Origin of the sequence: Chryseobacterium viscerum, assembly GCF_002899945.2 — a bacterium.
Lineage (GTDB): Bacteria > Bacteroidota > Bacteroidia > Flavobacteriales > Weeksellaceae > Chryseobacterium > Chryseobacterium viscerum.
Window position 1 is genome coordinate 172636 of record NZ_PPEG02000011.1, and the last position, 25167, is coordinate 197802.

Consider the following 25167-nt stretch of genomic DNA (forward strand, 5'->3'; position numbering starts at 1 on the left):
ACTGCAGGAGGTGTGTATTTCATCTTCAAAAGACAAGACAAATATGGTTTGTATGACAAAACCAAAAATTTCAATCAGATTTTAATTTTTCCAAAAAGGTTAGACAGTAATAAACTTCTAAAGAATGGCACAAACAAAAAAACAAGCATTTGGCATTCCATTTATCGGCTATGATTATGGAAAGGATTTCAATTGGGATTTTGATGTTCTTTTCGGACAATACGGAAACCCTATTATCGGGATCAAAATAAAAAATATTGTCGAACAATATTCGGCTGATCCTGACAGCTATCTCAATTTCCACACGGTGTTAAATCAGGTGGTGTCGATCATTGGAGAAGGAAGAATTGTTCAGAAGCTCGATATTTTTTCTAAGAAAAAATACATTGCAGAGCAGTCCAATCAGTTTCTCCAACAAAAATATTCGCAGCATTTTGACGGCAGACTTTTCAAAACTATTGAGACCGTACTTCTCTTTACTGATATTGTAGATGATAAGCTGAAAAAGAAAATGAAGCATTATCATTTTTCGGATAAAAGCTACAAAGAATTAAGGGATAAGTGCCAGAAAGTATTGATGCTTTTGAAGCAGAATGACTGCGAACCGCAATTTATGTTTGAGAAAGATTTTGAATATTTTATTTCCGGAGTTCTGTCGATGCAGTTTACCGACTCTCCAACATTTGATAATATCAAAAGCACCAACGAATTTTTACAGATTGGGAATCGATTCGTGAAGAACATCTCTTACGTGGATGTACAAAATATTGATCTGCCTTCAGAAATAGAACCTTATTCTGTTCTCGGCGGTAAAGGTGCGGCAGCTGAAACGGCGGTTGATAATTTTAGTTTTATTAATGAACTGGAAGACTACGAAACGATTGTCTATAACCAGATCATTACGATTCCGCTTCAGGCACAACAGCAAAGGGAGCTGGATAAAAAGAAGAAAAAGCACGAAGGAGCAGCCAACAATTCTCCATCCAACGCTATTATAGCAGATGAAATTCAGACCCTGCTTCATAACATAGCCATTGACGGACAGCTCGTTGTGAATGCCCATTTTTCCATCCTTTTTTCAGCACACACACTGGAGAAAATGGAAAGCATTCAGTCGATGATTGAAAACAAGCTTTTCACGAAAGGAATTATTGTTTCTAAAAATGCCTACAACCAGTTGGAACTCTATCGGTCAGCGATTCCCGGCAATGGAACAGAACTGAGGGAATACGATTTATTTATGACGACAAGCGAAGCGGCCTTGTGTTTTTTTTTTAAAGAAAGTTACCCCGTCAATGAAGAATCCAATTTCTACCTGAGATTTACAGACAGACAAGGCGTTCCACTAAAAGTAGATCCTTCGGATTTACCGATGAAAATAGGAAGAATTAATAACAGAAATAAGTTCGTTCTCGGACCTAGTGGGTCAGGCAAGAGTTTTTTAATGAACAATATTATCGAGCAGTATTTGACCTACAATTATGATGTGGTCATTGTTGATACAGGAGATTCCTATTCGGGAACCTGCAAATATAAGAGAGGAAGATACATCCAATACACTGAAGAAAAGCCGATTACTATGAATCCTTTTCTGATGGATAAGAAAGAATTTAATATAGAAAAAATCGAATTTTTGACCAACCTGATCTTCCTGATCTGGCAAGGTCCGGATTCTACGATGTCATCAACACAAAAATCCATTTTAGATAATGTGTTGATGTCATATTACCATCAATATTTCAATTCGGGAACACAGTGGTATGAAAATAAAACTTCTGAAGAACTCATTCTCTTTCTGAGTAAATATAACATTCACGAAGATGATCTTTTTTCTGAATATGAGAATGAAGCCAAAGGACAGCATACTTACTATGACATTTTGGGAATTACTTTCGATGCCAGTTCCGATGAAATAAAAGAAGCGGGAAGAAAATTGTTGAAATTTTATCATCCCGATAAGAACATCAATAACCCGGAATATGAAAGCGAAAATTTCTATAAAGTCTATGAAGCGTATGATACGCTGAACGATGAAGAAAGAAGGAAAATATACAATGACACGCAGTTGATTTTAATCAAATCGAATGACATCATCAGGCAACCCAGATCAGCTGAAGAATGGAATGAATCCTTTAGAAAGGCCATTATCAGAAAAATAAAAGAACTGGAAGAAAAGCTGGTTGTAACAGAACTTTCCTTCAATGGGTTTTATGATTATTGCGATCAATTTCTTCCTATTTACCTGAATAATAAAAAACACAACATCATAGAGAAGGAATTCAATCTGCGCACCTTTTTATTTGTGCTGAAAGATTTTTACAAAGGCGGAAGGTACGGAACGACTTTAAATGAAAATGCAGATAATACGCTGTTCGATGAATCTTTCATTGTTTTTGAAATTGATAACGTAAAGGACAATCCCAAATTGTTTCCGATAGTAACGCTCATTATTATGGACACTTTTATTCAGAAAATGAGACTCAGAAAAGACCGCAGAAAAGCCTTAATAATCGAAGAAGCGTGGAAGGCCATTGCTAGTAAATTGATGGGTGGATACATTCTTTATTTATATAAAACGGTGAGGAAATTTTGGGGAGAAGCAGTTGTGGTAACGCAGGAGCTGGATGATATTATTGGAAATGCAGTGGTTAAAGATTCCATCATCAATAATTCGGACACTTTTATATTGCTTGACCAGACGAAGTTCAAAGACAACTTTGATAAAATCGCTTCATTGCTATCGCTCAATAAAGTAGAGCAAAACAAGATTTTTACCATCAACAATCTCAACAACAAATTCGGGAGAAGCCGATTTAAAGAATTCTATTTAAAGAGAGGTTCAAAAGGAGAAGTCTATGGAAATGAGGTTTCATTGGAGCAATATCTCACCTATACCACAGAAAAACCGGAGAAATCAGCAATGGAGTATTATTTTCACCGTTACGGTGACTATGATGAAGCACTACGCAAAATAGTTGGTGATCTCAAAACCTTTGAAGACAGTCTCGAAAACTTAGTGTCACTCGTGAACTTATATCAAAATCCATTGGATGATAAAATCAATTCCTTTTACAGAATGATGAAAAAAGAACACAAAGGGAAGAATGTTTTCAAAATGATCTCACAGGAATTAGAAGACCGTCAAATCAATTTTTCTGAATTAATAAATAAACAGCAATATGAAAAAGTATAGCATTTTATTTTTGGGCTTTGGAAGTTTCCTCTATTCACAAAATACCTACATCGACCCAACGGTAACGGCGGCTATGATTCTCTATTCTGAAAATCTAAAAGCCAAACAGAATGAAGTCATTGAAGAAACTTCAAAACTAAAGGACGCACAAACCTGGGTTGGAATCCAGATGGTAGCAGCCAATGACATTCAAAATAAAATTTTGAAAGGTTTAAAAGAAGTTTCCGGCACTTTACAAAATGGAATTCAGGCACAGGAAATCTACTCTGAACTCAATAAATGTTATGCTTATTCCTCACAAGTAGTACAACTAGCATCAGAACATCCTGAGTATGCCATTTTTGGGGTGAAAGCTTCACAAAAAACGTATGAGCAAAGTCTAAAGATCGTGACCGATGTTTCTGACATTCTCGCATCCGGGGAACTGAATTTGGCTACCGCAGGAGACCGATACAAAATTCTTCATAATATTTCCGGTAATGTGAAAAATCTGAAATTGTGGCTTTTGGCGATTAAATTAAGACTGGAAAAAGCGAACCGATTAGGATTCTGGAATTCCATTAATCCATTTGCAGCCTACATCAATACCGACAAAGCTATTGTTGAAAATATAATGAACAGGTACAGACGGCATTTTTAAATTTTTCTATGATGAAATCGAAAAATGAGATTCGCCGACTATGTGGGGGCAAAAGGAAGGTCCTTCTTAGCTTATTGATTCCGACCGCTTATTTACTGTTGACATCTTCCGGTGGTGGTTCTACCCCTGCATGGCAAAAGGAAAATGTTTCATTTCCGATGATGGATATAGAAATTAATGCCACGATGAAAGAACATGACCGACAAAAAGAAATGCGGCAAAAGCAAATTGCCAATGCTACCGTAGAAACAGCCAATAGAACCCAATGGAACCAATTCAAAGACAAGGTAACCAAAATACAGGACAGATTGCGAATTGTTTCATTTGCCCTTCAAGCGATACCAACCGGAATAGCAATGAGCAGGGAAATAACCAAAATAACAAACAATCAGACTGCTATTATCAATGAAATAAACGATGCTCCCTATTCCATTATAGCCGTTTTGCCTTCTCAGGTTCAGTTTGTTGATGATCTGCAAATGGTAACACGGCTGGTAACCGGGATCATTTTGTCTTACGGAGCCATCAATCAAATGGAAAAATCAGAACGTAAAGTATTATTAGATTATGCTTTGGGCGAAGTAAAAACATTGAGCAAGAATTCCACACATATGCTTTTGAAGATAAGGGATATTAAAGCCAAAGTAAAACGTAACAAAAGAGCCTTTCAATATTATGTCAATAGGGATAAGCAAGTAGTTGAAAGCATAATGGATAACATCAAATCTTTCTAAAATGAAAAAAATATTTCTTTCCGGAGTTTTATTCTTCTCTGTTGCATCAGTAAAAAGCCAGCAAATAGTCATTAATGATAAACTCCTTTCGCAGATCACCGTAAATCACGGTGTTCGATTAGGAAGTGAGCAAACTTTTTTGGATTCCTATGAAAAGCAAAAAGAACTCTATGATGACATTAATAATAAAATAACGCAGATCATAGCCATTCAGGAGTATATCTATCAACAACTGAAAAATGTTAATTCAGCCTTGACCCAGAGCAAGAAACTTATTTATCTCTATCAATATTTAGGTAAAATAGTGACGAACTCCAATAAAATGCTGGATCTATCCGCACAACATCCTGAATATTCCGTACTCATTTCAAAATATTATGTTGAAATAGGTAAGCAAACAATGAAGCTTCAGCAGGAAGTTACCCAGGATATTCTCAATGAAGACAAAGATTTTCTGATGGATGCTATGGATAGGGAAATGCTTATTGAAAAGATGTTTACCCGTGTCAGAAATATCAACGGAAATATTCTGTACATCAATTTACGGTTAGAGAATGCCAAGAAAATCCTTTATCTGTATCAGGTTCCTGTTCTCCGCAATTACATCAATATCGACAAAGCTATTGTTGGCGATATCATTACTAAATACAACCACATCTTTAATTGAAAAATCATGAAAAATCTACTAAAAAAAATTAGCCTATTTCAGTTCCTCTTGATTGCAGTCACTGTGTTTGGACAATTGAGTGTAAAGAGATTGAATGACCCTTCCATTGTTGCTCAACATAAAAGAATGGTCTTTCAAGATTGGGGAGATTGGAGACCATATCCAAAATATTTTTTGGGAATCCAAACCAATTTCGCCTACGCAACAGTCTGGGGCATATGGGCTCCAAAGATCAACAGGGATTATAAAGACGGTGAAGATATTCGACCATTAAAACCTACCGGAGTGCAAAATCAGAGATTCGCTCAATTGAAGTTTCAGGAGGAAGAAGCAAAAAAAATAAAGGCAGCTTCAGATACCATTCATAAAAGAAGTGTTCAGGATTTTGCCCATTGGACGTCCGCTACTGTTGATGCCGATCCTCTTTGGCTTTTGTATTACAAACGAATGCTAAGACCCATTACCGAGTTCCCTGATATACCACAAAATTTTATCGAGTGGCGACTGAAAGACCAGCAAACCTTTGAAACGCTCAGCTCAACAGGAACATTAAAAAGACTTCAGGAAGAACTTGATCTCATCAAAGAAAAATATTCGATGTCGAGAAGTATGGATATGCCAAGAGGCAAACGGTTCATTATGTACCACGAAACCCTTATCAAATGGAGAAAATTTGTAACGGAATTAAGGAAGCACAACAACAAGACAACACTTCTTACAGATTACAAGAATATTCTGAAAAACCATTCAAATTATGCTTTGCCACCTGCGTGGACACCTGCATCAGACCAGCAAATAGTTCAAAATATAATGAATCACTATAAACACCGATTTTAAAAATGAATAAAACGATAACATTAACTTTTTGCTTATTAGCAATTCTGTTACCTATAATGGGTTTCGCCCAGACAGACGGCGATTACAGTAATCTACTCCAATTTTTAAAAGGAGATGGCGCTTTTGAAAAATGGTTTATGGAGGTTTTTACCAAATTAGACAACAGTGTACAAGATAGTGCTGCCGGTTCTGCTTTGGTTGGAAAAGCAATAGGCGGTTTAGGTGCTCTAATGTACCTCGGGTACATGGGTTGGCAAATGGCAGCCGGAGATAGAGAATGGGAAATCACACCGATGCTGAAACCAATTCTTATAGGATTTACCCTTGTTTACTGGAGTGGATTTGTCAGTATGATTCAGGCGCCATTTGAGGCCATTGCCGAACCTGGAATCTCAATTTTCAGCGAAATAGAATCGGAAGTCAACGACTTAAGGGTCGAAAGATTTAAGAAGCAGCAGCAATTATTGGATGCAGTCATCAAATTGAAAGCTGAAGAAGATGCCAAGCAGGAAGTTATTGAAAATACCACTGAAGACGCAGATGATTCTTGGTTTGACATCAGCGAGGGATTGGATAAACTCATTCAGCCCATCAAAGAATGGTCGATCAGAATGGAATTCCAAATGCAAAAATTAGTAGCAGAACTCATTGAATTTTGCTGCCTTTCCATCCTTCGGGTTTGTGTCTATCTTATATTCTTCATCCAAAAAATATGGGCGTACATTTTAATTATTCTGGGTCCGATAGCTGTTGGAATGGCATTGATTCCAGGATTTGAAAATTCATTATACAGTTGGGTTTCAAAGTTCATCAATATCAATCTGTACACTTTTGTTGCCTACACCATCATCAATATCGGCCAGCAATTGATCGCATCGGGCTATACAATGGAGATCGAAAGGTATGACACCCTATTATCCAACGGAACGATTACCAATTTAGATGCTTTAATGGTTTACGTTTCAAATTCCGGAATGATCTACAACCAGCTCTTTACCTGTGTTGCCTATGTTGTTACTGGAATCGGAGTTTTAATGACCCCTACAATTGCAGACAGTATTGTTTCAGCTGGAGGGGCGGGGGCGATGACCAAAATGAAAAGTGCAGCAGGAAAAATGGCAAGCAGTGCAAAGACAGCAATATTGGCAGCTAAAACAGGTGGTGCATCTGTAGCAGCTGCCACAGCAAAAAATGCAGCTGCAGGGTCAGCATCGGGAAGAGTTCAAGGAGCGATGAAAAATGGAAAATAACCTCAAAAAAATACCAAAACAAAATGCTTATCAAAAATATAGAACAAAGAATTAAAATCAACAAGGTCATTTCAATCTCAACCATTGTTTTTGCCGTTTTCATTGTCATTGCCGGATTTTTCTTTGCGTACAGAATGATCGAGGATTCCAGAAAATCAATTTACATTTTAGACAATGGTGTTCCGGTTCTTGCCAAGCAAACGGACGTACTACTGAATCGACCTGTTGAATACAAAGCGCAAATAGAACTTTTCCACCGATTGTTTTTCACGCTCGCACCAGATGATACCTATATCAAGGATAATATCCAAAAGTCATTATACTTAATCGATGACAGCGGAAAAAAAGAATATACCAACTTAAAGGAAAAAGGTTTTTACAATCAGATCATTGCGTCCAGTTCGATGGTCAGTATCCATACCGATTCTATTGCACTCAATATGGAACAGAAGAAATTTCATTTTTTTGGGAAACAAATGATCACAAGAAAATCTTCTGTCATTACCAGAAAGCTCATCACCGAAGGTTTCTTTGAAGACATCATTAGAAGTCCCAACAATCCTCACGGTGTGATTCTTAAAAACTGGCGAATCATCAATAACGAAGAACTATCCAATCAAAACAAAAACTCTTACTAAAATGAATACGACATTAAAACAAAAGTGTCAGAAATGGCTTCAGTGGGCAGTTCAAAATCCAAAGAAATTCTTCATGTATTCAATGATTCTACTGTCGGTTTCATTTATAGGGTCTCTCATTCAAGGTATCTTTTTCCCTTCCGAAACAACATTTAAAATAAGACCTCCGGTTCTTTATTCAAACAATAAGACGAGTCAAGATTTGCCCGTCAACAATGATAAAAAAATGGAAAAAATAGTGAATGAACTCAAGTCTTTAAAAGTAAAAAGAGACCAAAATTCTTTACAAAAACAAGACAGCTTACGAATCGACTACCTGTTTAACCAATACCAAAAATTAAAAAATGGCCGGTAGCACCGGAGGCAATTTATATAAAAATCAAGAATAAATGAAAAAAATAAATTTTAAAGAAAAAAAATATGTTTTGCCACTTTTGGCTTTGCCGTTTCTTTTTCTTTTCGGCTATGTGGGAGCGCAGTTTATGAAGGAAGATGCTTCTGCAAAGGATAAGCCCAAAGAACTGTCTCTTTCATTAGGTGAAACGCAGGATTCTATTATGACCAAAAACGATGCTTACGATGAATTCTTTAAAAAAGAGGATAACCGAACAATGCTTGGAGGTTTGGATAAGGAATCAGACAGTTTACTAAGCTATGATGATCAATTATCATTAGACCAAAAAAGAAAAATAGATTCATTAAAAGCGGTCAACGGAAGACAGAATAGATATCAGGCAAAAAGAGATCAATCTTCATATTACAATCCCAATCAACAGCAAGAAGATGATAAAGATTATAAAAGGTCTTCAGAGATCATCAAAATGCTAAATGAAAAATCGTATGGAAATGAAAATAACAAATACTCTGATACACAAAAAGAAAAACCTCAGTCCGCCCAACCAGATCCTGTAAAATATCTGAAAGAGCAGATGCTGGTAATGGATTCTTTAGAAAAATCCCGTGATCCTGAATACCAAAATAAACTCGCAGCAGAACAGAGATTGAAATCTAACAAGGACAAAATGGAAGATTTTCTCAATTCAACTTTCAATGTGAGCAAAGCCGGAATCAACAGCAGTTTTAATGCTTTCTATAAGGAAAAGGAAAATAGTTTTATCAAAGCGGTCATTGACGAAAACAACAAAGGATTTTTAGGAAGCAGGATCAGGTTCCGCTTGTTGGAAGACATCTTTGTTGGAAACAAAAAAATAGGAAAGGGTTCGATATTGTATGGGCAGATCTCAGGATTTTCAATGCAACGGGTCGATCTCAGCATTGTATCGGTCTTTACGAAAGGAGAAATCTATCCTGTCAATCTTTCGATTTATGATGTTGACGGTATGAAGGGATTGTATGTTCCACAAAGTGTTTTCAGAGATATGGTGAGGGAAATGGGAAGTAACTCGGTACAAGGAACTCAGATGGATATGGGCGGAAAAGGATTTTTCTCAAGCATTGGATCCAGCCTGTTTACATCAACATCCAAATCTATTGCCAACCTGATCAAAGAGAACAAAGCAAAATTGAAATTCAATTCTTATGTCTTTTTAATCGATGAAAAACAATTGCAAGATTCACAAAACCGACAAAAAAAATAAAACAATGAAAACTTTATTATACACCCTTTTAATTTTCGCAGCAAACTTACTCACTGCGCAAACTGCAAGCAAAGAACAAATTATTTCCGATTTACCGGAGATTGAAATTACTGAAGGTATCAACCTTCATATTATTTCACCGGAACCAATTCAATATGTCGATTTGTCAACAGAAAAACTAACTGGAGATTTGCCTGCTACCAATATTGCCAGAATAAAGATCACAGACAATCCTGATTCTGATGAGAAAGGAAAAATCAAAACACCTTCCGTTTTTTTTAATGGAGATAAAATCGGAGTGATAACCGTTGTTGCGCAGTCTTTCATCGCTCAATACAAAGTCGTTTACAGAAATCAAGACAATCTCAATACGATTACAAACATCCACATTCAGCCTGAAGCAATGCAGCCCATAGAATTTGATAAAATGGTTTTCTCAAATCTTGAACTGCGAAAATTTGCGATGGATATTATTCAAAAAAAATCTGAGAAAAATCCAATTAGAGAAGAGAAAAATTTAAAACTCAGCTTTCAGCTCAATAATGTATATGTGATAAGCGATTACATCTTTTTGGATATGACTATCAAAAACAATTCTAATCTGAGCTATGATATTGAGGATTTGAAATTCTCATTAGAAGACAAGAAAATCCACAAAGCAACCAATAACCAAAGTGTAGATCTGACTCCCATTTTAGAACTCAATCCTCAAAAACACTTCAGGAAAAATTTCAGGAACATCTATGTTTTCAAAAAATTCACTTATCCAAATAGCAAAGTAATGATGATTCGTCTCATTGAAGAGCAACTCTCTGGACGCGCCATTGAAATGAAGGTGAACTATTCTGAAATTCTTAAAGCTGATACCTTCTAATTATTAATACAATGGAAAATTCTTCAATTATACTGTGCTTCGCACTCATTCTAATAATATTTACCTACCAGTCTGTTATGATAATCATTTTCGATAAAAAGCGAAAAGTGCTCATCAATGACTATGAAAGGCTATTAAATCTTAAAGATTGGTATGAGAAAATATCTGAAGAGGCAGGTCGCTTATACATTATCGAAAGTGTCGAAAAAAGAGCAAATGAACTAATTAATCAATTGAATCTGTTGAATTCCAATCTTATTGAAATACAGGAACAGCAGAAAAAATTGCAGGAACAGCAAAAAAAGCTGCACAGTAACCTATTAGAAGAACACAAATTACTAAATCAATATTTCGAAAATTATTCATAATGCAAGAACAACAACATCAAATCAAGATCTATGGCTTTTTACAAAAAGCAGTTTATGCAGTCGTTGCACTCGATTGTGCTTCGCTTTTCTACTTTAATGCTGATGTTCCGGTAATATCCAACTTGTTGAAAAATTTTTCAAAGCTGAGTTTTATTTACCCACCTATCAATGCCAAATTTGCAACATTAATTCTAATCGGATTAGTGGCTGTCGGAACAAAAGCCAAGAAAAAGAAAGACCTTAATATTAATAAAGAGATTATTGCTCCTATGATATTGGGATTGCTGATGATTTTCTCTTCATTGGTTTGGCAAAATGAGGCAGGAAATGCTAAACTTCCGAAAGTATTTCCCAGCTTAAATCTCTATCAGATAATTTATGCTGTTCTTTCTTTTTTGGGAGCCGTTATTCTTCAAATGGGTGCAGACAGTATTTCAAAACTGATGCAGCAGAAAATGGGAAAAGACCGATGGAATGTAGAGGAAGAATCTTTCGATCAAAATCAGGAATTGGTAACATCAGATGTTACAATCAATATCCCATATTTGTTCCGTTACAAAAACAAGAGCAATAAAGGTTGGATGAACATAAATCCCTTTAGGGGAACAATGGTCATCGGAACACCGGGAAGCGGAAAATCTTTCGGAGTCATCAATCCTGCTATAAGACAGATGATATCAAAAGATTTCTGTCTTTGTATTTATGATTTTAAGTTTCCGGATTTGGCACAGATTGCATACTATCATTATTTGTTGAAAAAAAGTAAAGAATCAGATTATCATTACAATTTCCACGTCATTAATCTGAACGAGGTGGAAAAATCAAAAAGAGTAAATCCATTTCATAAAAAGTACATTCAAACTTTAGCAGAAGCCCAGGAAATGGCAGAATCGATGGTTTCATCTTTGCAAAAAGGTGGTTCCAGTTCCGGAGGTGGTTCTGAAGCCTTCTTTACCCAATCTGCGATAAATTTCCTGTCGTCCTGCATTTATTTTTTTGCAACATTCGAAAACGGAAAATATTCTGATCTGCCCCACATTCTTTCCTTTATGAACAGGAGTTACAAAGAAATTTTCGATACTCTTTTTACCAATGAAGAAATTTTCTCTTTGCTTTCACCTTTCAAAACGGCTTATGACAATAAGGCTTTTGACCAATTGGAAGGACAAATCGGAACCTTGAAAATTTTTCTTTCAAGATTGGCTACTAAAGAAAGTTTCTGGGTGTTTTCAGGCGATGAAGTGGAATTGAAGATAACTGACAGAGATAATCCTTCCATCATTATTCTGGCATCAGACCCGGGAACACAGGATATTAATTCTGCATTGTATTCTTCGGTTTTAAACAGGACTTTAAGATTGATCAATTCCAAACACAATTTACCCGGAGGAATTATCGCTGATGAATTCCCAACGATTTATATTCATAAAATTGATAACATCGTGGCTACTGCAAGAAGCAATAAAGTTGCTGTTATGCTTGGACTACAGGAAATTCCGCAGCTCAGACAGTTCTATAAAAAAGAAGTTGCTGATACGATTTCTGCCATTGTTGGAAATATTCTTTCAGGATCTGCTAGAGACAAAAATACATTGGATTGGTTGGAAAAATTATTTGGAAAAATAAAACAAAAATCTTATTCCCAATCCATTTCACAGCAAGGAACGACCACCAGTATCAATGAAAAGATGGACAATATGATTCCGGCAGGTAAAATAGCAGCCTTGAAAACCGGAGAAATGGTTGGAATGATAGCGCAGGGAGAAGAAAACGATGCTGAGGAATATAAAACTTCTGCGGTTAGCGGTAAAATCAATTTAGACATGAAAGCGATTGAGGAAGAAGAAAAAAACTATGTTAAAATGCCCACTTATTACTCTTTTGTAGATAAAAAAGGAGCTAACCGCAAAGAAGAAGTGCTGATGACCAACTTTAGAAAGATCAACAAAGAAGTGGAACTCATTGTGAATGATAATATCAACGCTGCATAAAATGAAAAAAATACAATCAAAATACACATTTACTTTGATGCTGTTATTGTTCAGTTACCTATCATTTGCACAGTTTAATACACTTAGACCAGCAGTGCCAAAAAAATCTGAAAATCAAAAAGCTTCTGAAAAATCTAATATCGAAGAACCGCTCAACCAAAAAAGGAATAGAAAATCTTGGAAAGAGCTTTTAAATATGACCACAAAATCAGATTTAATAAGTCAAACCGATTCTTTGAAAATGATGATTAAAGATTATAAAAGTGTAAAAGAAGTACAGAGAAATGAGTTTGAAAAACTCAAAGATTCTTTGCTGCTGCAAGCACACAATAGAGTAGAAGAAACAAAACAGACTTCAAAAAGACAGAAACCTTCCACAACGTATGATTTTGTTGATGAACCGGCGGCATATTTTTCAAAAATCGTGATGCCTCTCAATAACAAAATTACAGTCACCTCTTCTTATGCAACAAGAACAAATCCTATTTTCGGAACAAAAAAAATGCATAATGGGATTGACTTAAAAGCCAGATTCGAAAATGTGTATTCCGTTTTGGACGGAATTGTTACTGCAACAGGCTGGGATTCTAAAGGCGGTGGAAATTTTATAAAGGTAAAACATTTTGACCGTTTCGAAACCTCTTACCTACATCTCTCAGAAATATATTATCGAGCTGGAGAAATTGTAAAAGCCGGATTTATCATCGCAAAAAGTGGGAATACCGGAAACTCCACTGGACCACATCTGCATTTTTCGGTAAAAGAATTCGGACAAAACATCAATCCTTCTCATTTTTTAAATGACCTTATAAAAGTAAACAATTTAATAGCAAACCAGTATGAACACTAATACATTACCAACGGACGAACTGAAAAAATACGGAATTATCAATGAAGATCTGTCATTCTCTAAAAAACTGAATGCAGATGATGTTCAGAAATTTCTGCAAGGATATACCATCGTTGCAGACCACGACAAAAACAGGGCGACTTTTCAACTAACTGACAATAAAACCAAACTGAAGGTCATCTTTTTAGAGCGAGATAAAAAACTACCGGAAATTCTTACCAACAGTATGAACAGAGTTGAATATACCGATATTCAAAAGGTCTCTGACAAGCTGTCGCCGGAGTTTTCAGCGCTTGAAAAAAAAGCTTTCATTTTCGACAAAGAAACCAGCAAAGTTGTTGAGTTTGACTTCATCAAAAACGCTACGGAGCTTACTGCCATCATTGCTGATAAAAAGGATACAGAAGAGCTGAATCGTTATAAAAATGAATTGCTGAAACTGAAAAGTTATCTTTTGGACAAGATAGACCAGTATCCTGAAATAGCCAAGGAGATTACGAATGATCTCAGCATCGTTGCCAGAGAGATCAATACCGTAAACAGCATAGCGACCAACCACAAACAAATCTCCAAAGCAGATGATTCCGACATTCAACTGAATGTGAACGACCCGGATGTGTATCAGAATGCCAATCAAAGAAGAGACGATGACCAGGAGCAAGATGAAGAACTGGAGAAATCAAGAAAGTTTAGAAGGTAAGTAAAATGGAAGATAATCTTACCTGGTTTGATAAGAATATAGTTCCGAGAACGAAGGCTTATAAGGATTTTGTATTCGAAATGAAAAACTCTTCACCTGAAAATTTTTTCCAAGATGGTGAAAGAATTTTCACAAATAAAGAAAAGGATTTTATGAAAATTTTTGATTATAAATCTTCTAAAATCAAATTTACCTCATCTCGTGCTGAACAAGAAAAATTCACACAAAACCATATTAGTAAAGAACAAAATGCAATTCTTTTTAATGAGCTTAAGAAACTGATTTCTGAAAAAATACCTGCTTTTATTATCAATAATCCTCATATAGAAAATACAATTGAGGGTTATAATAGAGATGAATTGATAAAGCTGCCCATTGAAGCATTAGAACATTTATTACACTTAAAGGAAGAAGAGTTTAAAGCACAGCAAGAGAATGATGATTTGAATAGCATGGCTTTCATTGACAGAGAAATAAATGAACTTAAATTAATTATTAACAATCAAAACCCAAACATTATGGAAACACAAAACGAATATGATCCAGCTCAGTATCCGAAACTCCAATTAAAATATCTAGGTTTCGGAGAAGGCGAACAACTGCACAAAGATTTAGAAAATGGAATTAATGCTCCCGAGAAGGAGTTTGAAATTAAAACAACTTCCGACAAAACGATGCCCGGAAATGAAATGGAATTCACATTAAAATTTAATAAGTTAGAAAATGGGAGTGTCTTTATGAATTTTTATAATGCTAAACTAACGAAAGAAAATGGAGACATTTTATCTCATAATTTCCCGGTTAACAGGGTAAATACGTTTACTGCCAAAGAAGCAGTCAATCTTTTAGAAGGGCGTACAGTAAAAATAGAATTTCACAATCCGAAAACAGAAAAAATAGAACCTGCATTTGCTAAACTGAATTTTAGCGAACCCAAAACTGAAAAAGGAAATTATAATTTCCAGAATTTTTACAAAAATTATGGTGTTGATACGGCTCAGATCGTAGAAAAATCCAAGCTGATATTCGATAAGCCTGAATGGAAGGAAAGTACCATAAAATCTTTGGAAAAAGGAAATATTGTCAAGGTAAAATTTGAATTGGATGATAAAGTGATAGAAGGTAAAGCAGTTCTGAATCCTCAATATAAAAATCTAAGCCTTTACGATCAGGATATGAACAGAATCAATATCAACAAGCCTTTAGAAGGTTTGGAACAAGACAACAAGCACGAAAAAAATAACGTGAAGGAACAAAGTATTAAACGATAGATAACACGTACAACCAATCATTTATTTCCCAGCGGTAAGTCAAATTAATTAGGCTGCCGCTTTTTTAAACTCTATTTTTATGAAAAAAATTTTAATACTACCCGGTCTATTTTTTCTTTTTGTAAGCACTTCCTGCCGCAAAGAAATCAAATCCGAAAAAGGAGGAATCGATGTTGTCTCCAATGTCTATTTTCATGTTTCCAAAAATCTGAACAACATCCAAAGTTTTCATTTGTCAAGCCTTAGTTATTCAGGAGATTCCATTATAGAAAGGATTCCGGATGCTGTTGCTCCCGAAATAACCCAACAGATTTATTTCATTAAAGATTCATTGTGCTATACCATTGAAAATGAAAATCCCGGCAAAATTATTCTGTCAGACATCATAAAGAAACAAAAGCCGGTTTCGGTTGAAAAGAAAAAAGGAGGAACATTGTTTTCTCAGGAAAAAATCCCCAATTATAGAAACAGAAAAAATCTGAGTGATACGGTTTTGTTTAAGAAAAAATACAAACGATTTGAAATCAACTCACCTTGGATGTACACCCGGTTTTACATTTATCCAACGGATACTATTTTACCGTACTCTATTTACAAACACGCGGAAAAGGACTACCACGGAAGGCTAGAAAGGATTGATTCTTACAATAAAAAGACGGACATATTCGTGACTCTTCAATTAATATCAAGAAAAAACTGGGACAGTGAAGCCAAAGAAATTTTTGAATTTAACCACTTCATAAAAAACAGAAAAAAGTGAAAGATGAAGATTTTTTTTATGAGATAAATGATGACATTTCTGTAGTTGAAGGAAATAAAAATGAACTTATTGTTTTCACAAACAGTAAGGATACGCTTTCATTCTTGGAGCTTCTTCAATTGAGCAAGCAAGTCAATAATAGAACATTGATTACCCTCAATTCAGGTTCAAATACCAAAAAGTTTGTAAATAGATACCAGAATTATGATGGTAAAATGTTTCTTTGTCTTACCGGGGATAGAACGGGAAATGAAATAACCAGAAAAATTCTTACAGAATTTAATGGCAAAAATATCAAAGACGTTCGTCCGTTGTATAAAATCTCTGAAAATGGGAATCAAGACCTAAGCGAATATTTAGACAATAAACTCAATCGTCAAGATAAAAATACTAATTTAGTTGAACCAAAAATTTCTGAAAATGAAAGCAATGCAATTGAATCCGGAACAACATCCGATTCTCAGCAAGTGGGAAACGGAACACTTGAATACAACACTGGAGAACTTAGCCCTAAGATCCAATCCGGGCAAAACGGAAGTTACGGAAGCGGACAAGCATTGGGCAGCAACAATGCTGGAAATGGACTTGCAGGCACAGAGCGGAGCAATTTGGGAAAACGAGACCGAGGAAGAGGATCCTATGGCGACTCACAACAGAACGATGATGAAAAAAATGAGGGAAGAGAACATTCGTTGGGCGGAATCGTATCCGGGAGAATTGTATCCGATAGAGGAAGATCCGATGGAAGAATTACAGAAGGAAGACCTTCCGAGATAAGTGGAAATTCTACAAACAATGTAGAATTAGATACTTTAATTTCAAAATATAAAGGTCAAAAAATGACCAATGATCAAGTTGCAGAAGTGGTTTCCGCAGCTTGTTTTGTTTCCGAAAATCACAAGGTTAATCTCAAAGAAAGCCTTAAAATTACCGATGATTTAAAAGAGATCTGCAACCAATTCCAAAGTGGCGGAACCGCTAAAGAAGGACGAGGAATTTTAGATGAATATTATACTCAGGATAAAATTGTTGATGCAGTCCGCAATTTAATCAAAGACCATTTCAAAACCCTCAATGAAATTTCGGTTTTAGAACCCAGCGTAGGAACTGGGAATTTCATCTATGCCACTAACGAATTATCTGTAAATTCTAAAATTACAGGTTTTGAAATCAACGAAACCACAGCAAAAATTGCTAAACTTTTACATCCCGAAGCTGACATTAATCTTCGTTCGTTTGAAACTGAATTTATTGATGATCGAGGTAATAGAAAAGACTCAAAAGATTTTTCAGAAAAGTATGATTTGGTCATTGGGAATCCGCCTTATGGCGAACATCGGGGATTTTACAAAGGATTGGGCGAAGAACCGAAAATTTCAAAGTATGAAGATTATTTTGTTAAACGGTCATTAGATTCTTTGAAACCCAACGGCGTTTTGGCTATGGTTCTTCCATCAGGTTGGCTCAACCGACAAAGCAATTTGAAAAATGCCAATATTTTGGAAGGTTTCCGCTTGCCCAACGGTGCTTTTGCAGGAACACAAATAGGAACCGACATTATCATTCTAAGAAAAAACACTCAAAATATCTCTTCTGATATCTCTAATTATTTCGATAATAACCCAGCAAGAATCTTGGGGGAAACTCAAAAGAAAACCAACCGTTTCGGGCGTTTGGAAAACTATATCCACGGAAATTTAGATGAAGCTTTATTTAAGATTGAACAGTTTAAAAATAGGAAAGAAACCCAGCGGATCGGAAATCTGTTTGAAGATATGTTTTTAGAGGAAGAACCTAAAGTTGAAAACAAAGTTCCTGTAACCCAAAAAGGAAATGCAGAAATCGAAGATTCTGCTAGGATTGAAAACCAAAATAAAAATAAAGTAAATGTAACGGAAATTCAAGAAAAAATTGAATTGGTACTTTCTAAACTCAATAACATCAAGTTTAAATCTCCCGCAATTACGAATGAAATTAGCAAGTATCAAAAACTACGCGAAGATCTAATCACAAAGCCAACATCGTTTTCGGAGGAAAAATTAAAGGATCTTATTGAAAAAAGTGATAGAATAATTTCCATTCACAATACGAGAGTCGGGAAGGAATATGAACTTCAAACAAAACCGGGACTAAAGAAAGGTATTTTAAAATATCAGTTCTCCAAACAGGATGAAATTGTCAATACTTCCTTGCAAAATAGCTCTGATATTACCAAAGAACAAATTGAAGCATTCAGAGATACCTCTTATCACGGCATATTAAATAATCTTGGAAAGCATTATCAATTTGCGAACTTCATTAATGGAAACTGGGTTCACGATTTTTATTACACTGAAGGAAATGTTTATGCAAAATTAGAACAGTTAGAGCGAGATTTCGCAGATAAGAATTCAGTTGGTGGAACAGAAAACCAATACGAAAAACAAAAAGCATTACTAGAAAAAGCATTACCAAAAACGAAATCGCTGGATGAGATTTATATCAGCCCGAATCACGAATTCGTACACAAATTTGAGTTAGGTCAAGTAGAAAAAGACCAATATAATCAAGTTACAAAACGTACCGAATCAGTTATCGTAGATTACAATCTTGCCGAAAGATTCAAAGATTTTGTAGGCACTTTGTCAAGTGAAGCGTTTGCGGGTTCTTCAGCTTGGGAAGTGCGAAGCTTTGTAGATAACGAAACGGTTACAGGAAGCGATAAAGAGCGGAATGCTTTAGTTAGAGAAAGACGAAAAGCTGCTGCGAATGACTTGTTCTACAAGTTTGTTAGGGAAGAACTTTCCGATGATATTAGAACTCGTTTCGTAAAAGATTTTAACCGCAATTACAATAACATCCACGTTCCGGATTATTCTAAATTCCCATTGTTTTCAAGAATCTATCTGCATTTTAAAGGTCAGGAATTGCGTTTGACCGAAGTTCAGAAAGCTGGAATCGGAAGACAAACTACAAAAGGAGTAGGCCTCTTAGCGCACGAAGTGGGTTTTGGCAAAACATTATCAGGAATCCTTTCAATGCACGAAGCAATGGAGAGAGGAAATGCGAAAAGACCAATCATTGTTGTCCCGAATGACAGTATTTTGAAACAATGGTTGGAAACGATTTTTGAAACCGTTCCCAATGCTAAAGTTAATGTTTTAGGGAATTTGGGGAAAGATTATGATCTTTCAAAATTTGACAACAAAGACGGAGAAATTACGATCGTTACTTATGAAGGTTTTAATAATATCGGGTTTTCATCAGAAATAACCGAAGAACTTTCTTCAAAATTCAGCTACATCTCTACAAGCGAACTGAAAGGTGTTACCAATACGGAAAGGGACATCCAAATTGAACTTCAGAAAGAAAAGGAGATTGAGGGAAAAATGAAGCGTGGAAAGATCTATGATTGGGAAGATTTTGGATTCGACCATTTGACTTACGATGAAGTTCACAATGCGAATCATATAGTAGGAAAAGTAAAAATTGAAGACCGAAGATTTGCTTCAGATTTTAGAAGCCAAAACCAACAGACCTCCAAATTAGGAATCAATACATGGATGGCTGCGCAATACATTCAAGACAAAAATGATGGCAGAAATGTAACACTACTTTCCGCAACACCCTTTACCAACAAGCCTTTGGAATATTATTCCATTCTTTCTTTAATAGCAAATAAACGTTTGGAAGAATCGGGATATTTCAACGTTAATACATTCTTCGAGACCTTTATGGAAGCGGATAATGATATGGAAATTGACGCAAAAGGAGATGTGAAGTTTAAAGCCAATGTCCGGAGATTTAAAAACAATTCGCTGTTTCAGCAATTACTTTCGGAATTCATTGATATAAAAGGAGAAGAAGATAATCCTGAATTGATTCGTCCCAACAAAATCAACAAAGAGTATAAAATTGAGCAGAATGATCTGAAAAAAGAACAATATGACTTACTCAATGAAAATTTTAGTGAAACAGAAAAAGGAGCAATTCTAACGCATATTCTTAATGCAAGATTAATTGCGATTTCGCCGTATCTATCACCATATTATGATGATGAAGAGCCTTCTCTAAAAGAATTTGTAGAAAATTCTCCGAAGCTGAAACAGACGATGGATTTAATTTATCAGAATAAAAAAGATCTTCCAGAATCCGGACAAATCATTTATTCTGAATTGGCGGTAGCTCAATTTCCGAAATTAAAAGAATATCTCATTTCAGAAATTGGTTACAAACCCGAAGAAATCGGAATTATTACCGGAGCTACCAGTAAAAATCAAAGAATTGCTGTTCAAAATGATTTTAATGAAGGAAAAATAAAAGTAGTTATTGGTAGTGAAGCCATTCAGGAAGGAATGAACCTTCAGGAGAATACAACGGATGTATATATGCTAACATTACCCTACAATTTCACTTCTTTGCGACAGGTGGAAGGACGGGCGTGGAGGCAAGGAAATAAAAACGAAAATGTGAGAATCAATTTTATGCTGACGAATGACAGTATTGATGTTTTTATGCTTCAAAAACTGCAATCCAAACAGGCCAGATATTTAGAAGCGATGAAAAAAGGAGCCGATGTTTTGGATATTTCGGATATCAGTACACAAGAGCTTAAAACGTCTATCATTACAAATCCGGAAACCAGAGCCAATATTGAAATCGAATTGATAAAAAAAAGGATTGAAAGTGAGAAAAATAAACATTTGGCCGATAGTGCTTTTGTTTTGAGAAAGTATGAAGACTTCTTGAAAGTGAAGGAACTGGTGACCAAAGCTGAGCATTCATATAATAGAATTGAAGGCTATTCAAAAAGTGGCGATGGAAATTCTGAATATTGGGCAACCCAATTGCAATCTTATCAAAAAACAATCGATCTGCATAAAACTCAAGTTCAAGAAGTAATTGAAAATCTCGCTGCAAAAGGGGTTAATGTTGCCGAAATTGCGAAGCAAACTAAAGCTGCTGAAGAGAAGATTTCTGAAATGGATAAAAAGTTGGAAGAACTACCCGAAACGAAAGAGAATCTAATAGCAAAATATAAAATTGAAAAACAGAATAATTCCAACAACTCGAAGACTGACTTCAAATCAGAACGAGCAGCCGAAAACAAAATGATTTTCAAATTAGATAATGAAGCTTCAATTACATCTTCTAAACCTGAGAATTTATTGAATTATTTAAATATAATGAGAGAAGGCGAAAATTATGAAAATTCATATTTAGGTAAAAGGCGATAAAAGTTAACTAAGTTTTTAATAATTTTTGAGTTGTCCTTTGATTAGCTAATATAGTTAGGTCTTACCAAAAATGATTACTTGCCGAGCAGATTTTACTTGCAAAGACTTCTATGATGAGGTTCATGCTATCCACTACAAAAGATTAGAAAACGCGTTGTTATCTAATCTTTTTGGAATTAAGATGATATCAGATTGTAGAACACTTTCTCCTAGCCTTAAATGCAGCTATTTTAAAAGATTAAAATAAATACATAGTTACAACACAATTCGTTCACTATTTAATCCAAACAAATACTTTTTAGCCCAAAATCAGTGTTTATCTATTTTTAATAATCTAGATTACTCTTGAATAGCCTCCCGCACCAAATCCATATAGTTTTATTCAAAAATATTATAGATTTTTATTGAATAATAGCACCGACAATTCTATTTCTTAAACTAATAAATCATCAGTGATAGTAGTAAGTTGAAATTGAGTTTAAAAGATTTCAGGTAGTAAAGATTAACAATGGCTAAAAGGGAAATAATAAAATATCCGATTACTGAAAGCTCAAATAAATTTGAGTTGGAGTCGGTTATGAAATTTCAAGAATTGCCATTAAATGTAGCTATAAAAATGCTAAAGGATTCAGGCACTATCGTTTCAGACGACGAGGCTGCTGAAATTTTACTATTTTTTCATACACTCGTTAAAATTACCATCAAGGAGTTTTTATCACCTGAAGATTAATTCGTACTTTAGTGACTACAAAGTATTTAAATCTTACATTATTCTATTCTTGTAAAGGTTCTCTTATTTCACTTTTAAATAAAAAATTATGAAAGTTGCTGATTTATATATTCGCGTGTCAACTGACGAACAAGCAGATAAAGGGTATTCACAACGTGATCAGGAAGAGCGTTTACGCAAACATTGTTCTTCTCTGAACATAACGATTGACAAAATTATTTATGAAGATCATTCTGCCAAAACTTTTGAGAGGCCTGAATGGAAAAAATACCTTTTTAGTATTAGAAAAGGAAGAGGTTCTAGACAAAACAAATTCTTATTTTTCACAAAATGGGATCGATTTAGCCGTAATACCAGTGAGGCTTATCAGATGATATCCAACCTTAATAAATTGTGTATTACGCCTCAGGCTATTGAACAACCGTTAGATTTACGTGTACCCGAAAATAAACTTTTGTTAGCAATATATTTATCAACGCCTGAGGTGGAAAATGACAGGAGAGCATTGAATGTGACGTATGGGATGAGAAGAGCGATTAAAGAGGGTAGAATGATGGGTATCGCTCCATATGGCTATATTAACAGATGTACACAGGACGGCCGTAAGTATGTAGCGGTTAAAGAACCTGAAGCAACAAACATGATATGGGCCTTTAAGCAGGTGGCGAAAGGACATCTGCCTACAGCAGTTATTTTAAAAGAAATGAACAGGAGAGAAGGCAGAAAGCTGACGAAAAATTCATTTATGGATGGTTTGAGAAATATAGCGTACTGCGGAAAATTATTTCTAAAGGCATATAACGATGAGGAGGAAAAAATTGTTGAAGGAAAACATGAAGCACTGATCTCTGAAGAACTTTTCATGAAAGTTCAAAGGGTTCTTCATCGTAAAAGTAATAAGGATGCTTTCTTACCAGCAGGAAGGATAATAAATGAAGAACGTTATCCTTTGAGGGGATTACTATTATGCCCACAATGCAATAAAACTCTTACTGCCAGTAGTGCTAAGGGAAGAAGCAAGCATTACTATTATTACCATTGTACAACCTCATGTGGTTTCAGGCATAATTCTGAAATAGTTAATGATCTTTTTGTCGAAGAATTATCAAAATTTAGATTCAGCATCGGTGCTGAGAAAATATTGAAAACAATTTTAGAACAGAACTTTTCAATAGCTTCAAATGGTCTAAATGATGAGAGAAAGGTTTTGCAAAATAAACTTAATGCTATTGAAGGAAGAATTGACAAAGCAAGAGATATGTATCTTGAAGATAAATTGGATGAAGAAGATTTTAAGAGAATTAAAATGAAGTATAAAGTGGAAATTGAAGATATCAACTTTAAATTAAATTCATTAAAAAATTCTGGTCATACTGATGATATTGAGAAGAAGATGACTCAAGCATTAAATGCCATTGTCAACATCTCTGAAAGATATAATAACGCAAGTACAATTGACAAGCGCGCAATTGTTGGTTTGATATATCCTGAAAAGTTAACTTTCGACGGTGAGTATTTTCAAACCACAAAAATCAACAGTTTAGCTGGCAATATCGCCTTGATTAACAAAGAGTTAGGAAATAAAAAAAACCGACAAAGAAGTGAAAAAACTTCAAATGTCGGTCTTGTGACCTCGACAGGATTCAAACCTGTAACCTTCTGAGCCGTAATCAGATGCGCTATTCAGTTGCGCCACGAGGCCTTGTGTTACCTTGTTGTTTAAAGGTTTGCAAATATAGCACTTTTTTCCGTTCTTTGAAAGATGAAACAGAAAATTTTACTTTTATTTACGGTATTTTCGCTAATAGCCTGTAAAAGAGAATCAAAAATTTCGTCCTCAGATTGGACAAATATCTCAGGTCGTACCCAATTTAAGGAACATGATGGAGTCTTGGAGCTAAAATCCGGGAATTTCACTTATAATTTTAAGCAAAATCAAACTCCTTTTAAGAAAATAATTCTGCTGAATGCAAGTATGGCTGGGTATATTTCAGAGTTGGGAGCGGAAAATTTGATCATAGGGGTTTCAAGTCCGGAATATATTTATTCGGAAAAAATACTGAGTCTGCTTAAAGAAGGGAAAATCCAGAATGTAGGAAGCGAGCAGAAATATGATGTGGAAAAGATCATCTCCATGAAACCGGATGCTATTTTTACCAATCATATTGCCAGTTTTGACAATACTTATGAACTGTTGAAAAATAACGGAATTCAGGTTATATTCCTGGATGAATATATGGAACAGCAGCCATTAGAAAAAACGGCTTATATCAAACTTTTTGGAGAATTTTTAGGAAAAGAAAAAGAGGCAGAAGCTAAATATCAGGAAGTTGAGAAAAACTATAGTGAGCTGAAAAAACTGGCTTCAACAGCAAAAGAAAAACCGGTTGTCCTGGCTAATGAAATGTATGGAGATGTGTGGTATCTTCCGGGTGGAAATACTTCCGTTGCTCATTATATTTCTGATGCCAATGCCAATTATATCATGAAGGATAATAAAGATGAAAAAGCTTTGACAATGAGCTTTGAGGAAGTCTATGCAAAAGCAGGGGGTGTTCAGTATTGGGTGAATGCAGGAAGCCATACTTCCAAAAAAGAAATGCTGGGCATGAATCCTTTCTATGGGAAGCTTGATGTCTTCAATAAAGGAAAAATATACACTATTGCAGGAAAAGAGAAGCTGAAAGCGAATGATTTCTTCGAAAGTGGCGTGGTAAGAGCAGATTTGATCCTTAAAGATTACATTAAGATCTTCCATCCAGAGCTTTTACCCGATTATCAGCTTACTTATATGAAAGAATTGCAGTAACTCATACTATTTGCTTATTTTTGCCTTTCCTTTTTATAGAT

At 35.2% G+C, this 25167-nt stretch carries 20 protein-coding genes and 1 tRNA gene; 20 read left to right on the top strand and 1 reads right to left on the bottom strand.

Features of this window, described 5'->3' with window-relative positions; genetic code table 11:
* Positions 1-124: 124 nt before the first annotated feature.
* The 19 genes from C1634_RS23260 to C1634_RS23350 all read left to right on the top strand — a co-directional run bounded on the left by C1634_RS23260 (position 125) and on the right by C1634_RS23350 (position 23980).
* On the top strand, positions 125-3193 hold the full coding sequence (locus tag C1634_RS23260; RefSeq protein ID WP_103234301.1) for a TraG family conjugative transposon ATPase: 3069 nt from the start codon (positions 125-127) through the stop codon (positions 3191-3193).
* Complete coding sequence (locus C1634_RS23265; RefSeq protein WP_103234300.1) at positions 3180-3833, top strand: hypothetical protein; 654 nt, start codon at positions 3180-3182, stop codon at positions 3831-3833. The genes C1634_RS23260 and C1634_RS23265 overlap by 14 nt, the downstream gene beginning before the upstream one ends.
* A gap of 8 nt (positions 3834-3841) precedes the next feature.
* Positions 3842-4567 carry a hypothetical protein gene (locus tag C1634_RS23270; RefSeq protein WP_228410144.1) on the top strand — a complete coding sequence of 242 codons (726 nt, stop codon included), beginning with the start codon at positions 3842-3844 and terminating at the stop codon, positions 4565-4567.
* A gap of 1 nt (position 4568) precedes the next feature.
* Positions 4569-5234, top strand: coding sequence for a hypothetical protein (locus C1634_RS23275; protein WP_103234298.1), 666 nt, complete (start codon positions 4569-4571; stop codon positions 5232-5234).
* A gap of 6 nt (positions 5235-5240) precedes the next feature.
* Entirely contained in the window at positions 5241-6071 is an 831-nt protein-coding gene (locus C1634_RS23280) for a hypothetical protein (protein ID WP_109739211.1), read from the top strand.
* Positions 6072-6073: 2 nt separating this feature from the next.
* On the top strand, positions 6074-7321 hold the full coding sequence (locus C1634_RS23285) for a hypothetical protein (protein WP_109739212.1): 1248 nt from the start codon (positions 6074-6076) through the stop codon (positions 7319-7321).
* Positions 7322-7344: 23 nt separating this feature from the next.
* The gene (gene traK, locus C1634_RS23290; protein WP_028123303.1) at positions 7345-7959 is read left to right on the top strand and encodes a conjugative transposon protein TraK; all 615 of its coding nucleotides are present in this window, start codon (positions 7345-7347) and stop codon (positions 7957-7959) included.
* Position 7960: 1 nt separating this feature from the next.
* Positions 7961-8314 (top strand): hypothetical protein, encoded by a 354-nt coding sequence (locus tag C1634_RS23295; RefSeq protein ID WP_109739213.1) that lies wholly within the window; start codon positions 7961-7963, stop codon positions 8312-8314.
* Positions 8315-8348: 34 nt separating this feature from the next.
* On the top strand, positions 8349-9557 hold the full coding sequence (gene traM, locus C1634_RS23300) for a conjugative transposon protein TraM (RefSeq protein WP_109739214.1): 1209 nt from the start codon (positions 8349-8351) through the stop codon (positions 9555-9557).
* A 4-nt stretch (positions 9558-9561) separates the two neighbouring features.
* Positions 9562-10431 (top strand): DUF4138 domain-containing protein, encoded by an 870-nt coding sequence (locus tag C1634_RS23305; RefSeq protein WP_109739244.1) that lies wholly within the window; start codon positions 9562-9564, stop codon positions 10429-10431.
* A gap of 77 nt (positions 10432-10508) precedes the next feature.
* Positions 10509-10799 carry a hypothetical protein gene (locus tag C1634_RS23310; RefSeq protein ID WP_109739215.1) on the top strand — a complete coding sequence of 97 codons (291 nt, stop codon included), beginning with the start codon at positions 10509-10511 and terminating at the stop codon, positions 10797-10799.
* Positions 10799-12790 carry a type IV secretory system conjugative DNA transfer family protein gene (locus C1634_RS23315; protein WP_109739216.1) on the top strand — a complete coding sequence of 664 codons (1992 nt, stop codon included), beginning with the start codon at positions 10799-10801 and terminating at the stop codon, positions 12788-12790. Before C1634_RS23310 ends, C1634_RS23315 begins: the two co-directional genes overlap by 1 nt.
* A 1-nt stretch (position 12791) precedes the next feature.
* On the top strand, positions 12792-13640 hold the full coding sequence (locus C1634_RS23320) for a M23 family metallopeptidase (protein WP_109739217.1): 849 nt from the start codon (positions 12792-12794) through the stop codon (positions 13638-13640).
* Positions 13630-14340: a hypothetical protein gene (locus tag C1634_RS23325; RefSeq protein WP_109739218.1), complete on the top strand. Its 711-nt coding sequence runs from the start codon at positions 13630-13632 to the stop codon at positions 14338-14340. Before C1634_RS23320 ends, C1634_RS23325 begins: the two co-directional genes overlap by 11 nt.
* A gap of 5 nt (positions 14341-14345) precedes the next feature.
* Positions 14346-15611 carry a hypothetical protein gene (locus C1634_RS23330; protein WP_109739219.1) on the top strand — a complete coding sequence of 422 codons (1266 nt, stop codon included), beginning with the start codon at positions 14346-14348 and terminating at the stop codon, positions 15609-15611.
* Between the two features lie 79 nt (positions 15612-15690).
* The gene (locus C1634_RS23335) at positions 15691-16371 is read left to right on the top strand and encodes a hypothetical protein (RefSeq protein WP_109739220.1); all 681 of its coding nucleotides are present in this window, start codon (positions 15691-15693) and stop codon (positions 16369-16371) included.
* Positions 16368-21587 carry a helicase-related protein gene (locus C1634_RS23340; protein WP_109739221.1) on the top strand — a complete coding sequence of 1740 codons (5220 nt, stop codon included), beginning with the start codon at positions 16368-16370 and terminating at the stop codon, positions 21585-21587. The genes C1634_RS23335 and C1634_RS23340 overlap by 4 nt, the downstream gene beginning before the upstream one ends.
* A gap of 508 nt (positions 21588-22095) precedes the next feature.
* Positions 22096-22317 carry a hypothetical protein gene (locus C1634_RS23345; protein WP_028123493.1) on the top strand — a complete coding sequence of 74 codons (222 nt, stop codon included), beginning with the start codon at positions 22096-22098 and terminating at the stop codon, positions 22315-22317.
* 88 nt (positions 22318-22405) lie between these two features.
* A complete protein-coding gene (locus C1634_RS23350; RefSeq protein WP_109739222.1) occupies positions 22406-23980 on the top strand; it encodes a recombinase family protein in 1575 nt (524 codons plus the stop codon).
* On the opposite strand, the gene C1634_RS23355 is transcribed toward C1634_RS23350, so the two are convergent.
* A tRNA-Arg gene (locus tag C1634_RS23355) sits at positions 23946-24019 on the bottom strand. The two genes, C1634_RS23350 and C1634_RS23355, sit on opposite strands and share 35 nt — an antisense overlap.
* Positions 24020-24079: 60 nt before the next feature.
* Here C1634_RS23355 and C1634_RS23360 point away from each other — a divergent pair.
* Positions 24080-25126 (top strand): ABC transporter substrate-binding protein, encoded by a 1047-nt coding sequence (locus tag C1634_RS23360; protein ID WP_165835389.1) that lies wholly within the window; start codon positions 24080-24082, stop codon positions 25124-25126.
* The last annotated feature ends 41 nt before the right edge of the window (positions 25127-25167 follow it).

Excerpts from the sequence above, each read along its gene's own strand:
- C1634_RS23260 (WP_103234301.1), top strand. The coding sequence starts at position 125 with ATGGCACAAACAAAAAAACAAGCATTTGGCATTCCATTTATCGGCTAT.
- C1634_RS23265 (WP_103234300.1), top strand. The coding sequence starts at position 3,180 with ATGAAAAAGTATAGCATTTTATTTTTGGGCTTTGGAAGTTTCCTCTAT.
- C1634_RS23270 (WP_228410144.1), top strand. The coding sequence starts at position 3,842 with ATGATGAAATCGAAAAATGAGATTCGCCGACTATGTGGGGGCAAAAGG.
- C1634_RS23275 (WP_103234298.1), top strand. The coding sequence starts at position 4,569 with ATGAAAAAAATATTTCTTTCCGGAGTTTTATTCTTCTCTGTTGCATCA.
- C1634_RS23280 (WP_109739211.1), top strand. The coding sequence starts at position 5,241 with ATGAAAAATCTACTAAAAAAAATTAGCCTATTTCAGTTCCTCTTGATT.
- C1634_RS23285 (WP_109739212.1), top strand. The coding sequence starts at position 6,074 with ATGAATAAAACGATAACATTAACTTTTTGCTTATTAGCAATTCTGTTA.
- traK (WP_028123303.1), top strand. The coding sequence starts at position 7,345 with ATGCTTATCAAAAATATAGAACAAAGAATTAAAATCAACAAGGTCATT.
- C1634_RS23295 (WP_109739213.1), top strand. The coding sequence starts at position 7,961 with ATGAATACGACATTAAAACAAAAGTGTCAGAAATGGCTTCAGTGGGCA.
- traM (WP_109739214.1), top strand. The coding sequence starts at position 8,349 with ATGAAAAAAATAAATTTTAAAGAAAAAAAATATGTTTTGCCACTTTTG.
- C1634_RS23305 (WP_109739244.1), top strand. The coding sequence starts at position 9,562 with ATGAAAACTTTATTATACACCCTTTTAATTTTCGCAGCAAACTTACTC.
- C1634_RS23310 (WP_109739215.1), top strand. The coding sequence starts at position 10,509 with ATGATAATCATTTTCGATAAAAAGCGAAAAGTGCTCATCAATGACTAT.
- C1634_RS23315 (WP_109739216.1), top strand. The coding sequence starts at position 10,799 with ATGCAAGAACAACAACATCAAATCAAGATCTATGGCTTTTTACAAAAA.
- C1634_RS23320 (WP_109739217.1), top strand. The coding sequence starts at position 12,792 with ATGAAAAAAATACAATCAAAATACACATTTACTTTGATGCTGTTATTG.
- C1634_RS23325 (WP_109739218.1), top strand. The coding sequence starts at position 13,630 with ATGAACACTAATACATTACCAACGGACGAACTGAAAAAATACGGAATT.
- C1634_RS23330 (WP_109739219.1), top strand. The coding sequence starts at position 14,346 with ATGGAAGATAATCTTACCTGGTTTGATAAGAATATAGTTCCGAGAACG.
- C1634_RS23335 (WP_109739220.1), top strand. The coding sequence starts at position 15,691 with ATGAAAAAAATTTTAATACTACCCGGTCTATTTTTTCTTTTTGTAAGC.
- C1634_RS23345 (WP_028123493.1), top strand. The coding sequence starts at position 22,096 with ATGGCTAAAAGGGAAATAATAAAATATCCGATTACTGAAAGCTCAAAT.
- C1634_RS23350 (WP_109739222.1), top strand. The coding sequence starts at position 22,406 with ATGAAAGTTGCTGATTTATATATTCGCGTGTCAACTGACGAACAAGCA.
- C1634_RS23360 (WP_165835389.1), top strand. The coding sequence starts at position 24,080 with ATGAAACAGAAAATTTTACTTTTATTTACGGTATTTTCGCTAATAGCC.